A 13,797-nucleotide genomic window follows, 5' to 3' on the forward strand; every position below is an offset into this window, starting at 1 on the left:
GGCGACGTGCACTCAGACGACCAGGCGACTCCTCCCCACGCCCCCACGACCCCTGCCTGGGACGCCGGCGCGCCCGGCCAGGGCGGATGGCATGACGGATGGCATGACGGCGCCGCCCGGGGAGGCAGCGGCGGGGAGGCCGTGGGACGTGACAGCGGTGAGGAGGACGCGGGGGAAGGTGATCTGGAGAGGCTGGCGGCGACCGTCGAGCGGCTGCGGCGGCAGGCCGAGCGGGCGCGGCGGGAGGCCGCCGGCCACGCCCTGATCGAGCTGGCCAAGGGCGTGCTGCTGGAACGCCTGCAGTGCGGCCCGGCGCAGGCGGCCGAGCAGCTCGCCACGCTGGCCGGCAAGGCCGGGGTGTCCCGGCTGGAGGTGGCCGCCGACATCGTCAACGAGGTCGCCAGGGACCGCATCGGCGCGGCGGGCGAGTCCGACCCGGAGGTCTCGGTGCGGCTGCGCTCCGCCGAGAGCGCCGCGCTCGGCGCCCGCGACACCCAGGTGGTGGCCGTCGCGCTGCTGGAGCACGCGCTGACCCCGCTGGGCGCCACGGCGGTGGCGGTGTGGGCGGCCGAGCCGGGCGCCGCGCTCAGCCTGGCCGGGTACGCCGGCTTCGGCCCGGAGGAGGCCAGGCGCTGGCGGCACGTCCCGCCGGGCGTGATCACCCCTGCGGGGCGGTCGCTGACGGAGCGGCGGATGATCTGGCACGCCGGCGCGGGCCTGCCCGCCATCGGCCGGCTCGTCGCCGGCGGCGGCAGGGTCACGGTGCCGATGACGATGGCCGGCCGGGTGCTCGGCGTGCTGGAGATCTGCTGGCCGCACGCGCTGCCCCCGCACCCGCCCAGGCTCGAACGGCAGATCGAGGCCATGGCCGAGCTGTGCGCGCACACGCTGGACGCGCCGTTCGCGCCGCTGACGCCGTCCGCTCCCGCGCTGTCGGAGATCGTGGACCTGGCCGACGCGCTGCCCGACCCCGCCCTGGTGCTGCAGGCGCACCTGGACGCCAGGGGCGAGCCGACCGACTTCCGGATCAGGCACGTCAACGAGCGCATCGCGGGCGGTGACGGGCTGCTGCTGGAGGCGTACCCGCTGGTGCCGGGCGGGCTGCTGCTGGAGGCCTACCCCCGGGCGGCGGGCGGGCTGTTCACGCGGCTGCTGCAGGTGCACGCCACGGGCCGGCCGTTCCGCGCCGAACGGATGACGTTCGGCATGAGCACGACGGGGGTGGCCGACGTCAGCCTCACCCGGCACGGCGACAGCGTGCTGTTGGTGTGGCGCGACCACGACGAGGACGCGCGGCTGGCCGGGCTGCTGGCGCACGCCCAGCGGCTGGGCCGCATCGGCGGCTTCGAGGAGAGCGCGGTGACCGGCCAGATCACCTGGAACGCCCAGCTCTACTCCCTGTACGGCATGGCCCCCGGCGACCGGCCGATCCCGCTGGAGCGGCTGCGCGACCACGCCCATCCCGACGACGAGATCGCGATCGGCCGCTTCCTGCGCACGGTGCTGCACCACCGGCGCTTCGCGGCCGTGGCGTTCCGGCTGGTGCGCCCCGACGGGATCACCCGCCACATGCGGGTGGTGGCCGAGCCGGTCTTCGGGCCGGAGGGGCGGCTCATGGCGGTACGGGGCGCGTACCAGGACATCTCCTCGCAGCATTGGACGGAGGTCGCGCTGGCGGTCACCCGCGACCAGCTCGCCCACACCGAGGAGCGCTCCGCCGCGAGCAACCGCCTGGCCCTGCAGCTCCAGCAGGCGATCATGCCTCCCTCGCACGGCACGATGGACTCCTTCGGCCTGCACATCGCCGTGCGCTACCGGCCGGCGCAGAAGGAGGACCTGGTCGGCGGCGACTGGTACGACGCGGTCGCGCTGCCGTCCCGGCGCGTGCTGCTGTCGGTGGGCGACGTGGCCGGTCACGGCGTGGAGGCGGCCACGGGCATGGTGATCCTGCGCAACGCGCTGCGCGGCCTGGCCACGACCGGCGCGGGCCCCGCGCAGATCATGGACTGGCTGAACCAGGTCGCCCACCACCTCGCCAACCGGATGACCGCGACCGCCGTGTGCGCCCTGTACGACCCGCCCACCCGCGTCCTGCGCTGGGCCAGGGCCGGCCACCTGCCGCCCATCCTGCTGCGTGACGGGAACGGCTCGGAGCTGCCCATGGTCAAGGGGCCGCTGCTGGGCGCGTTCACCGACGCCCGGTACGAGGAGGGCCGGGTCCAGTTGCGGGCCGACGACACGCTGCTGATGTACACCGACGGGCTGATCGAGCGGCGCGACCACAACCTGCGCCACGCCCAGGACCAGCTCCTGACCATCGCCGGGCGCTTCGCCGCCACGCTCGACCACCGCCTCGACGACCTGCTCACCCACTGCAACTCCGACACCGACGACGACACCTGCCTCATCGGCGTGCACCTGAGCTGACCGCACCCGCCGCCCCGGTCGCCCGGCGAGGTTGCCACTCCCGGTCGCCCGGCCCCGTTGTCGGCCGGGTGGCTCACTGGGCATCCTTGGTCCGGTGGACTTCAGGAACGCCGACCTGCTCCTGGCCGACGCTCGGGCCCTGCTGGACGAGCATGCCTCCGTCCGCGCGCAGGCGCGGCACGCCCTCGACGCGCTGCGCCGCGACGTGGCCAGGGCCGGGCTGGAGGCGGTGCCGGTCTCGCGGCTGAAGGACGTGACCGGCGGGCGGCTGCGCGTCGGCGCGCTGGAGAAGGCCGGGCTCGCCACGGTGCGGCAGGTGCTGGAGGTCACGCCGTACGAGCTGCAGTTGCTGCCGGGGATCGGCGCGCGGACGGCGGGGCAGATCCACGCGGCCGCCCGGCAGATCGAGCAGGCCGCCGCCGAGGCCGCGAGCCTGCGCCTGGACGTGGACCGGCCCGACCACCACACCACGGAGCTGGTGGTCGCGCTGCACCGCCTGGTGGGTGCCGGCCCGGACCTGCCCCGGGCGCTCGGCGCCGCCGAAGACCTGGCGGGACGGCTGGCGCCGCTGCTCGCAGAGGCGCGGCCCGCGCGCAGCAGGCTGCGGATGATGGTCACGCTGCCGGCGCGGCGCCGCCGGGCGCGGGAGGCGGCCGGGGCCATCGAGGACCTGCTGGCCGGCGCCGCCACGACGCGGCTGCTGCTCGCCCAGGTCACGACCGACCTGCTGCGCCCGCCGGCCCGCGGCTTCGAGGCGTGGGCGGACTTCGAGTCCCGCTCTCCGGAGTACTTCGCCCTGCTGGCGGAGCTGGCCGGCGAGCCGCTCGGCACCGGGCAGGGCATGCTGCCGGACGACCTGGCGGCCAAGGTCGCCGCGCAGCCGCTGGACGACAGCCACCGGCGCGTGTCCCTGCGCGGCTACCAGGCGTTCGGGGCCCGCTTCGCGCTCGTCCAGGAGCGCGTGATCATCGGTGACGAGATGGGGCTGGGCAAGTCGATCGAGGCCATCGCGGCGCTGGCGCACCTGCGGGCTTCCGGCGACACGCACTTCCTGGTGGTCTGCCCGGCCAGCGTGCTGATCAACTGGGTGCGGGAGATCGGCTCGCGCAGCACGCTGCGCGCCTACCCGCTGCACGGGCCCGACCGGCTCGCGGCCCAGCGGGAGTGGCTGCGGCAGGGCGGCATCGCGGTGGCCACCCTGGACGGGCTGCACCGGGTCGGGAGCGCGGAGCCCCCGGAGCCCCCGGAGCTGCCGAAGCTCGGCATGCTGGTCGTGGACGAGGCCCACTACGTGAAGAACCCGGAGACCAAGCGGTCGCGGGCGGTCGCCGCCTGGTGCGGGCGGGCGCGGCGGGTGCTGTTCCTGACCGGCACGCCGATGGAGAACCGGGTGGAGGAGTTCCGGACGCTGATCTCGTACCTGCGGCCGGACCTGGCCGCCGGGCTGCGCAGCAGCGACGTGGTGGCGGGGGCGCAGGCCTTCCGCAAGGCGGTCGCGCCCGTCTACCTGCGGCGCAACCAGCAGGACGTGCTGGCGGAGCTGCCGGAGCGGGTGGAGGCCGACGAGTGGGTGGAGTTCAGCGGGGCCGACTTCGAGGCGTACCGGGAGGCGGTGGCCGCGGGCAACTTCATGGCCATGCGCCGCGCCGCCTACGCCGAGCCGGCCACCTCGGCCAAGCTCAAGCGGCTGCTGGAGCTGGTCGGGGACGCCGAGGCCAACGGGCTGAAGGTGGTGGTGTTCTCCTACTTCCGCACGGTGCTCGCCACCGTGGGGGCGGCGCTGGACGGGCGGGCACACGGGCCGCTGTCCGGGGACGTGAGCGCCGAGCGGCGGCAGCGGGTGGTGGACGAGTTCTCGGCCGCCGCCGGGCACGCGGTGCTGCTCAGCCAGGTGCAGGCGGGCGGGGTGGGGCTGAACCTGCAGGCGGCGTCAGTGGTGATCCTGTGCGAGCCGCAGGTCAAGCCGAGCATCGAGGCGCAGGCGGCCGGCCGGGCGCACCGGATGGGGCAGGTGCGCCCGGTGCAGGTGCACCGGCTGCTCACCGTGGACTCGGTGGACCAGCGCATGCTGGACATCCTGCGCCGCAAGTCGGCGCTGTTCGACGCCTACGCCAGGCGCAGCGACCTGGCCGACTCCACGGGCGAGGCGGTGGACATCTCGGAGCAGTCGCTGGCCAGGCAGGTGATCGAGGAGGAGCAGCGCCGCCTGCTGCCCGGCTGAACCCGGCTGCTGGGAGCGCCGGCCGGGCGATCAGCCCGCGCCGAAGCAGACGAACGTGCACGCGGGCTCCCCTTCCGCGGCCGCCGCGAGCGCGTCGGCGGGGGACGCGCCGAGCGCCACGCCCCGGTGGTAGGCCATCATGACCTGCTCGGCCACGGCGTCGGGCACGCGGGTGAGGCTGGAGATCACGGTGGAGGTGCCGAGGTAGAGCAGGGCCGCGGTGAAGCCCAGCAGCTCGTCGCCCGCCCTGACCACCGCCTGCCCCACGTCGCACGCCGACAGCACCACGTGTCCCGGTGTCCTGTCCAGGCGCTGCAGGTCGTGGGCCATGAGAGGGCCGTCGGCCAGGTCCAGGCGGGAGAAGAGCACGTTCTCGCGCTCGTGGTGGCCGTGGGTGGCGAAGTGGGCGAAGGACGCGCCGTCGAGCGCGGCCAGGGTGGCCGACACGGTGGCCAGCTCGCCCCGGAGCGTACGCGCCTTCGGATGCACCGCGCCCAGCCGCTCGATCTCCCGATCGGCGTGCTCCAGGTCAGGCCCGGCGACCAGGACGGAGGAGCTGCCGTCCCGGACGAACGGCTCCGCGGCGCGCCTGGCCGCCAGCCAGACCAGCGCGGACGGCGCCACCGCCAGCGGCCTGCCGCGCAGGACGGGCAGCAGCCCCCAGGGCACGGCGGACAGGCCCATGGTCGGGATCAGCACGATCCCCCTGGCGCCGGACAGCGCCTGCCGCAGCGGCGCTCCGAGCGCGTCTGTGAGCACGCCGAGCTGGCGCTGGACGGACGCCTCGATCACCGCTTTCAGCGCGGGCCGCAGGTTGCGTCCCGCCTGGGCGTTGAGGTCGCCCGCCAGGCGGCGCGCGGCCTCCGCCACCGGCTCGTACGCGCTGAGCCTGCGCAGGTGGCAGCGGCCGTCCACGAGCACCAGGGCGAGCAGCCCGCCGCCCACGTTGAGCAGGCTGACCATGGCGAGCCCGTCCTCGGCCAGCGCCTCCTGCACCGCCGCGACCGGGGCGGGGGCCAGCCGCTCACCGACGCCGGGGAGCTGCCAGCCACGCTCCCTGATCACCCGCTCCAGCTCCAGGCAGCGCCTGCGCAGGGCCGGGCGGCGGCGGCCCGCGGCCTCGTCGGCGTGCATCTGCTGGGCGAGCTGGCGCAGCTCGGCCAGCGCCTCGGCGGTCTGCTCGTCCTCGGGCGCCCGCGTCGGCCTGAACCTGAACGCCTGCGCCCTGCACCGCTCGGACCAGGCGAACACCTGCCGCGGCGAGCCTCCTGCCAGGGCCGCCCTGAGCCCGTGGCCGGCCAGGTCGGCGCCCAGGGCGGCGACGCCGGTGAGCATGTCGAGGCTGCCCAGCCGGCCGCGGTGGGAGTCGATGAGCGCCAGCCCTTCGCGCACCTTGCGCAGCGCCTGCCCGCGCAGGCCCTGGGCGCCGGCCAGCTCGGCCTCCGCCAGCCGCCGCATCAGCCGCACATCGAGCGGCTCCCCCTTGGACCGCCCGCCCGGACGCGAGGGCGGGGACGGGGCACCCAGCGGCAGACCGTCCGGCGGCCGAGCGTCCGGCAGCGGGGATGGGGGCGGGGGTTGGGCGGTGGCGGTGGATGCGGCGGCGGTGAGGTGGCCTGCGGCGATGAGGGCGCGTACCGAGACCAGGCGGGCCATCTCGCCGTCGTCGGGCATGCCGAGCTCGGCGAAGCGGGCCGCCAGGTCCCAGGCGCGCCTGGCCACCGACCGTGGGGCGGTGCCGCGGGCCAGGTCGGAGCGCAGGCGCATGAGCTCCGCGCGCCGGGCCCAGGTCGCGCTGCCCCGGCGGCGGAAGTGCGCCTCCGCCCGCCTGGCCCAGTCGCGGGCCTCGGCGTGCCGCCCGGCGTCGAGCGCGCACTGGGCCCTGGCCAGCTCGGCCTCGGCGTAGTCCTGCATCAGGCGCTGCCTGCGGAAGCCGTCGATGGCCTGGTCGAGCGTGTGCCCGGCCTCGTCGGTCAGTCCCACGGCGAGCAGCGCGCGGGCCCGGTCGAGTGCGAGCACGGGCAGGAAGCCGGGGTTGACGTCCTGGTAGAGCCGCTCCACCCGGGCGAACACGCTCAGCGCGGCCGGCACGTCGCCGAGCAGCAGGTCGCAGTAGCCGTCGTTGTGCAGCGCCTTGGCCGCGAGCACGGGATGGTCGTGGGTGTGCGCGAGCTGGGCGCTCCTGCGGGCGTCGTCCCTTGCCTGGCGGATGTGCCCGGTGGCGATGTGGATGACCGACCGGTTGAGCAGCACCCTGGCCAGCTCCACGCGGTCGCCGTCGAGCTGCAGCAGGGGGGCGGCGATGTCCAGCTCGCGCAGCGCCTGGGTGCTGGAGCCCAGGCGCAGGTGCATCAGGCCGCGCTGGGCGTGCACGATGGCCAGCTCCCCGGCGGGGGCCCGGCGCTGGGCCTCGTCGAGCAGTTCCATCCCGAGCTCGCTGCGGCCCTGCTCGGCCTCGGCGTGCGCGAGGCTGGTCAGCAGGCGGGCGAGCAGATCGTCGTCGGCGGCAACGAGGGCGCTGCCTCCCGAGGCACGGCCCGCCGTGGAGCCACCCGCGCGGGGGCCGTTGGCCGGGGCGGCCCAGCCGACCAGGGCGAGGGCCCGGCGGAGCCTGCGGGCGGCGAGGGCCGGGCGGCCGTTGTCGGTCGCCTCGACGCTGAGCCTGTGCAGGCGCTCCGCCTGCTCTCGGACAGTGCCCGCACGCCTGCTGTCGCGCATCCGGCCTCGCGGTGGTCAGAGGATGAGTGAGGGCGTCACCGCCAGTATCGTCGCCTGCGCCGGATCATCAAGCCCCTGGCGCACCACGAGTTGCGACAGCCCTCTCGGCACCACGTCGAGCACGAACCGCCCCTGGTCGTCGGCCCTGACGACGTGGGCGCCCCCGCCGCAGCGCAGCTCCACCAGGTGGTCGCCGGGGGGCGCGAGCCAGCCGTCCACGCGGACGGCGTGGTCGTCACGCGCGCTGACGCTGATCATGATGGTGAGGATCTCGCTGTCGAAGGTGATCGTCCGGCTGTCCTCGCCACCCCGTACGCCGGCGGGCAGCACGTCCTCCTCCTGCGGCCGCAGCACCTCGAACTCGGGCGATTCCAGGGCCAGGGCGAACTGCAGGCGTTCGACGAGCGTCGCGGGCACGGGATCGACGACGCGGTAGACGTTCGCGATCTCCTCGGCGAGGTGCTGGTCCTCGGGGGGGAAACGGGGGTGATCCCCTTGGGCCGTGTTCATCAGGAACTCCAATCCGGGTCCTTCGCGAGCAGGAGGCGCAACTTCGCGAAGCACCGGCCGCGCGTGGGCCCGATGCTGCCCATCGGCATGCCGAGCGCGGCGGCCACCGCGTCGTAGTGGGGCCGCGGCACGAAGGCGATGATCCTCAGCAGCTCGGCGCACCGCTTGGGCAGGCTCTCGACCGCGTGCCAGAGCGCCCGCCGCCGCTCGTCGTCCACGAGCAGCTCGTCGGGGGTGAGCACGCTGTCGGGCAGCTCGTCGAACGTGTCGTCCCCGGGGAGGTCGTCCTTGCGCGAGGCGCGGCTGACCCGCCACGCCTCGCGGCGGGTCGTGGTGACGAGCCATTCGATCAGCGCGGCGGGAACGGAGATGGCGTGCAGGTGCCGCAGCAGGGTGAGCCAGGTGGTCTGGATGACGTCCTCGGCGGCCTGCTGGGTCAGGCCCTGGTTCCGCGCGGTGTGCCAGAGCACGGGGGTCAGCTCGGCGACGATGGCGTCGAGCGCGCCGCTGTTGCCCTGCCGCGCCTCGATGAGCAGCGCGGCGAGCCGGTCGCGGCGCTGGCCGCGGGCGGTGGGCGCACGTTCGAGTGCGGGGTCGCCGGTCATCAGATCGGTACGACTTCCGGCCGCGCGGCCTTGTCGTTGATCATCGTGTCGACGACCGTCCTGGCCCGTTCGACCCGGTCGACGCCCACCTGCTGGACCGTCTTGGTCAGCTCGGCGGCGATGGCGCCCGCGACGATCGGCGCCGCGAACGACGTGCCGCTCCAGGCGCAGTGCGTCCCCATGGCGTCGCAGTCGAGCGAGGCGCGCTCGCCTGTGCTGAGCGTGGCGTTCTGGGCGCCCCGGAACTGGGGCGGGAACGTGCTGACGACCATGGCGCCGGGCGCCCGCCACCGTACGGCGGGGTGCTCGTTGCTGAAGATGGCGATCGTGCCGTCGGGGTTCTTGGCGGCGACGCCGAGCATGGGCGCGAGCGGCGGCCCGGGGACGGCCGTGTCCGACAGGGCGGCGAGGTAGAACGGCCGGGTGGTGGCGTAGTTGCCGGCGGCGTTGACGACGATGACGCCGCGCGCCCGAAGCTGGTTGACCTTGTCGAACAGCGCCTGCATGGCCGGGCTGCCGGTTTCCGCGAAGCCGCCGAAGGAGCAGCACAGCACGTCCACGGCCTGACCGCCGTCCAGCAGCTCCACCAGGCGGTCGAGCGCGGCGTGCACGGCCTCGCCGGGGACCACGCCGTCGCTGTGCATGACCTTGTACATCAGGACGCGGGCGTCGGGCGCGATCTGCGCGATGAGGCCGGCCAGCATGAGGCCGTGGCCGGTGTGCGAGTTGAGGGTGCCGACCAGCGGGTTGGGCAGCTGGCCGAGGTCCTCGTACCCGACGAGCTTGGCGATGTCGCGGCCCTGGTAGGCGGGGTGGGTGTCCTCGATGAGCTGCTGCCCGTCCGGGTCGACGGTCAGGAACGCGTCAGGGTCCGTCACGGGTTTGAACCAGGGGTGCGCGGCCACGCCGGTGTCCAGGGTGACCACGGTGATCCTGGGCCCGCCGAGCTCTTCGAGCGTGCGGCGGCGCGGCGGCCCGGCCACCACGGTGACGGGGACGCGGCCGTAGCCGGGGCGGCTGTTCCCGCCGTGCTCCTCGGTCACGGCGTGCCCGCTGGTGGCGGGCTCGCCGCCGAGGGCGAGCGAGCCGATGCCGCTGGTGGCCGAGCCCACGAACAGGTGGTCCAACGAGATCTTCTCCAGGCCCTCCCTGCCGGCCAGGGTGGCGTCCTGCTCGCGCAGGGCGCGGCGCACGGCCCGCAGGGCCGGCCAGGCGTCCGCCTTGACGTCGCGGGCTCCCCCGGCGACGGTCAGGACGGCGGGCAGCCAGGCGGTCTCGCGGCCCGGCTCCCTGCGGCGGGCGCGCTCGACGCTCTCCTCCGAGAGCTTGAGCCCGACATCGGCCAGCGCCGTGTTGATCCAGTCCGTGTCGTCCCGGCTGACGAGCAGGTGCGCGGGTACGAGGAGCACGTCCGCGCGGTAGACCGTCGAGTCGGGCCGGGTCTCGCCGTCGTCCAGGCCGACGGCCCACGGGTCGAGGACCTTGGCTCCGTGCCGGTCCAGGATCTCCCGGGGGAGGGTGAAGCCCTGCCAGGACGGCCCGAACTTCTCGGTGGGGTCGGCTTTGGCTGCTTCGGGGATGTAGTCGATGGTCATACGCCGTCTCCGTTCTTCCCTCTGTGGCCTACGAGAGCGGATCGGGAGCGCCGATACGCGCAGCCACATAACGGAATGGTCACGTTCTCCGCTGCCGCCGGCGCGGTCGCGGTCGTCGCCGGCGGCACGGCCGCGCCGCCCGCCCGGGTCGCGACCTGATCAGGCACCCATGGCGGCGCGCAGCATCGGCAGGGCCCGCTCCAGCGCCCGCTCCCAGTAGGGCCAGGTATGCGTGCCCGCCCCGTAGAAATCGGTGGTGATCTCCGCGCCAGCCGCCCGCGCCCGCTCGGCGAAGACCGTCGCCTGGTTCAGCAGCGCGCCCTCGAAGTCGCCCGTGGCACCCGGCGGGTCCAGCGGCCCGGGCTTCCCGTCGCCGCAGGACACGTAGAGCGGCACCTCGCCCAGCCTCGCCGCGAGGCGGGCGGGGTTGTGCTCGTCCCACGCCTGCCCGTCGGGCTCGCCCCACAGGGCGGCGGGGTCCTCGCCGTTCTCCCGGAGCAGCCGCCGCACGCCGGAGCGGTCGCCGGTGGTGTCGAGCACGCCGGAGAAGGACGCGGCGGCGCGGAACAGGCCGGGATGGCGGGCGGCGTACACCATGGCGCCCAGCCCGCCCATCGACAGCCCGGCGACCGCCCGGTCCGGCCCGGCCCCGAACTCGGCCTCGATCAGCGGGATCAGCTCCTCGATGTGGAAGGTCTCCCACTTCGGGCCGCGTACCCAGTCGGAGTAGAAGCCGACCCTGCCGCCCTCCGGCACCACCACGATGGCGGGCAGCTCGGCGGTGAGCCGCTCCGCGCCGCCCTCGTCCACCCAGCCGAGATGGCCGGCGCCGCAGCAGCCGTGCAGCAGGTAGAGCACCGGCCAGGGGCCGGAGCCGCGGGTCCAGCCGCGCGGGAGCAGCACGCGTACGGGGGTCTCGCGGCCGAGCGCGCGCGAGGTCACGGTCAGCGCCTGCCCGCGCTCGCCCGCCGGTTCCCGCTCGACGATCCGCACGCCGTCCACCTGGGGGGCGGGTGGCACCGGGGCGGGCGTGCAGCCGAGGGCCAGCAGCGCGAGCGCCAGAACGAGCGCGGCCCGGGCTCTCATCGCCCGGCCAGGGGGTCGAAGCCGCGCAGCATCATGCCCTGGCCCCTCGATCGGTGCACGTCGTCGGCGGGCCGGTCCTCGGGGTCGCGGAACTGGACGAGCAGCGTCGTCCGGGCCTGGTCCGACCGGTTGATCCCGGACCCGTGCACGGTCAGGTAGCCGATGAACAGCACGTCGCCCGCCTCCGCCTCGACCGGCACCGCCTCCTCCAGCGGCCACCGCTCCGGCGGCAGGTGCCAGCCGCCCTCCTCGACGTGCGGCAGCGGCCCGTCCTGGTGGCTGCCCGGCACGACCCGGACGCACCCCTTCTCCTCGGGCGCGTCGTCGAAGTGGAAGATGGCGGCGCCGACCGTGTGGCGGGTGTGCGGGAAGTGCGCGGCGTCCTGGTGCATCGGGAACGGCGAGCCCTTCCCGGCGGGCTTGACGAAGATCTTGGTGTGGTGGAGCTGGACGTTCTCCGACCCGATCAGGGCCGCCGCCACGTCGGTGAAGCGCGGGTCGAGCATGAGCCGGGCGAACGCGGCCGAGTGGAACTGCGCGTCGTGGCAGTGGCGCAGCTCGGTGGCGACCCCGGCCAGCCGCCTGGCGCTGCCCCAGGTGGGGTCGTACGGGCGTAACCGCGACAGCACCGCGTGGCACTCCTCGCGGTAGGCGCGCGCCTCGTCCTTGCCGATCAGCCCCCTGACGAGCAGGTATCCGTGATCCCGGTAGAACCGGGTCATCGAAGAATCGCTCATGCCACACTCCCGGTGCCGCGCGGTCCCCCTCACTGTGTGCCCGCGAAGCCGCCGGGGGAAGAGTGGCGGCCCGCGCCGCCACCCTTCCCCGCGCTACCGGCAGGTCACCGGGTAGGCCGCCTGCATGGTGGGTTTGTTGTGGTTGAGCACCTCCAGGGCGACCGTGCCGTCCTTGCGCTCGGGACGGTCCCAGTTGGCCGCCTGCACCTCCAGGATGCCGCTCTGGCCGACCTTGAGCGTCACGGGCCCGGTGGGGTGGCCGTCGGTGACCCAGCGGAAGGTGATCTCCGTGCCGGGGGCCGCGGCGAACGCGCCGTGCGCGGTCACGTACGGGGCATCCACGCAGTCACCGTGGTAGGCGACCGGCCACAGCTCGATGATCTCGACGGTGCCGGGCGACGGCTCCCGCTGCTTGCACGTCCAGGTGTAGTTCTCCTGCATGAACGGCTTGTTGTGGTTGAGCACCTCCAGGCGGACGACGCCGGTGCCGCTGGTGCGGGCGGAGCCGTACCAGAAGTCGCCGATCTTGCTCTTGACGCCGGGCCTGAGCACCTCGGTCCTGACCGGGCCGGGCTTGCCGTCGATGACCAGTCGGTACTTGACCTCGGCCTCGCGGTCGGTGGTCACCAGCCCGTCGGCGCGCAGGCCGTAGGAGCTGTCGCACACGCCGTGGAAGACCGGCGTCAGCAGGTAGCGGAAGGCGAGCCGGGCGTCGCCGGGCTGGTCGGTGCAGGAGAAGCCGAACTCGCGCGTCACCGGCTCCGCCGGGCCGCCCTCGGTCATCAGGCCGAGCGTGTGGCGTCCGGCGCCGGCCCGCTCCAGGGACCACGTGGCGGTGACGTCCTGGGCGCGGGGCCGGTCGGAGGCGGCGAAGTCGAGCACCTGCTGCTGCCACTTGTTGCCGTCCAGGATCCACCAGTACGTGACCTTCGCCGCCGGGCCCGCGGGCAGCGCGATGCGGCCGGTGGCCTGGTACGCGACCGGTTCGAGGCATTCGCCCGCGTAGTCGCCCGGGGTGAGAGCGGTGATGCTCGGCACCGGCTTCTGCGCCGGCGGCGGGGTCGGCGCGGGAGTCGTGGGCGCCGGGGTGGTGGGCGGGGGCGAGGTCGGCGGGGGTGACGTCGGCGGGGGTGACGTCGGCGGGGTGGACGCGCAGGTCACCTGGTACGCCGCCCGGCCCGAGTCATGGCCTGCCGTGATCAGCCGGATCGCCTTCCACCCGCTGGTGGAGCTGCCCACCCCCATCGGGAGCACGACCTGGCGGCTGCGCGGCCCGCCCGCGGTGAAGGACAGCGACTGCGCCGGCCCCTCACCGGTGGCGCTGTCGATCCACTGGTAGTCCACCTTGGCGGGGGTGCGCGAGACCTGGATCGTGCCGGTGAACCGCACGGTCGCCGGGCACGTGCCGCCGTACGAGGGCGGGTCGGCCGTCACGGACGCGGCGGCGACCAGTGGCTTGCCGGGCCGGGCGGGCAGGTGGTGCCGGTCGTCCCAGACCGTGACCCGGCCGGAGCAGGTGACGCTGAACCTGGCCTTGGCCGACAGGCCCTTCCTGCCCAGGATCTCGACCGCCTGCCAGCCGGAGGTGGTGCGGTCGAAGGTCTGGCGGTCCCGCACGACCACCGCGCGCGTCCGGCTCACGCGCACGCTCTTGACGGCGCTCCTGCTTCCGTCGCCGCGTACCCAGCGGTAGCGGACGGTGCCCGTGCCCTTGGCGGCCACCACGGCCGAGAAGCCGACGGTCGTGGGGCAGCCGCCGGACTGCCTGGCGGGGCTCGCCTTGACCTGGGCCACCTTGACGGCCGGCCCCGTGGTGGCGGCCGCGGCGGGCGGCGGGGCGGCCAGCAGACCGCTGAGCAGTGCGGCGCCCAGCAGCAACGCTGTCCTTGTCATCTCTG

9 protein-coding genes are annotated in these 13,797 nt (G+C 74.8%); 2 read left to right on the forward strand and 7 right to left on the reverse strand.

Annotation, left to right across the window (positions count from 1 at the left end):
• The first annotated feature begins 6 nt into the window (after window positions 1–6).
• Window positions 7–2,427 carry a SpoIIE family protein phosphatase gene (locus ACBJ32_RS08825; RefSeq protein ID WP_375126296.1) on the forward strand — a complete coding sequence of 807 codons (2,421 nt, stop codon included), beginning with the start codon at window positions 7–9 and terminating at the stop codon, window positions 2,425–2,427.
• Window positions 2,428–2,521: 94 nt separating this feature from the next.
• Window positions 2,522–4,648, forward strand: a complete 2,127-nt coding sequence (locus ACBJ32_RS08830) for a DEAD/DEAH box helicase (RefSeq protein ID WP_375126297.1) — start codon at window positions 2,522–2,524, stop codon at window positions 4,646–4,648.
• 30 nt (window positions 4,649–4,678) lie between these two features.
• On the opposite strand, the gene ACBJ32_RS08835 is transcribed toward ACBJ32_RS08830, so the two are convergent.
• The 7 genes from ACBJ32_RS08835 to ACBJ32_RS08865 form a co-directional block, all read right to left on the reverse strand.
• Complete coding sequence (locus ACBJ32_RS08835; protein ID WP_375126298.1) at window positions 4,679–7,366, reverse strand: CHAT domain-containing protein; 2,688 nt, start codon at window positions 7,364–7,366, stop codon at window positions 4,679–4,681.
• A 15-nt stretch (window positions 7,367–7,381) separates the two neighbouring features.
• Complete coding sequence (locus tag ACBJ32_RS08840; protein ID WP_357883255.1) at window positions 7,382–7,876, reverse strand: hypothetical protein; 495 nt, start codon at window positions 7,874–7,876, stop codon at window positions 7,382–7,384.
• On the reverse strand, window positions 7,876–8,481 hold the full coding sequence (locus ACBJ32_RS08845) for a sigma-70 family RNA polymerase sigma factor (RefSeq protein WP_357883258.1): 606 nt from the start codon (window positions 8,479–8,481) through the stop codon (window positions 7,876–7,878). Before ACBJ32_RS08845 ends, ACBJ32_RS08840 begins: the two co-directional genes overlap by 1 nt.
• Window positions 8,481–10,076 (reverse strand): S8 family serine peptidase, encoded by a 1,596-nt coding sequence (locus tag ACBJ32_RS08850; RefSeq protein WP_375126299.1) that lies wholly within the window; start codon window positions 10,074–10,076, stop codon window positions 8,481–8,483. The genes ACBJ32_RS08845 and ACBJ32_RS08850 overlap by 1 nt, the downstream gene beginning before the upstream one ends.
• A 159-nt stretch (window positions 10,077–10,235) precedes the next feature.
• Complete coding sequence (locus ACBJ32_RS08855) at window positions 10,236–11,162, reverse strand: alpha/beta hydrolase (protein WP_375126300.1); 927 nt, start codon at window positions 11,160–11,162, stop codon at window positions 10,236–10,238.
• Window positions 11,159–11,899 carry a phytanoyl-CoA dioxygenase family protein gene (locus ACBJ32_RS08860; RefSeq protein WP_375126301.1) on the reverse strand — a complete coding sequence of 247 codons (741 nt, stop codon included), beginning with the start codon at window positions 11,897–11,899 and terminating at the stop codon, window positions 11,159–11,161. Before ACBJ32_RS08860 ends, ACBJ32_RS08855 begins: the two co-directional genes overlap by 4 nt.
• Before the next feature lie 93 nt (window positions 11,900–11,992).
• Entirely contained in the window at window positions 11,993–13,792 is a 1,800-nt protein-coding gene (locus ACBJ32_RS08865; protein WP_375126302.1) for a hypothetical protein, read from the reverse strand.
• Between the last annotated feature and the right edge of the window lie 5 nt (window positions 13,793–13,797).

Origin of the sequence: Nonomuraea sp. GTA35, from assembly GCF_041950525.1 — a bacterium.
Lineage (GTDB): Bacteria > Actinomycetota > Actinomycetes > Streptosporangiales > Streptosporangiaceae > Nonomuraea.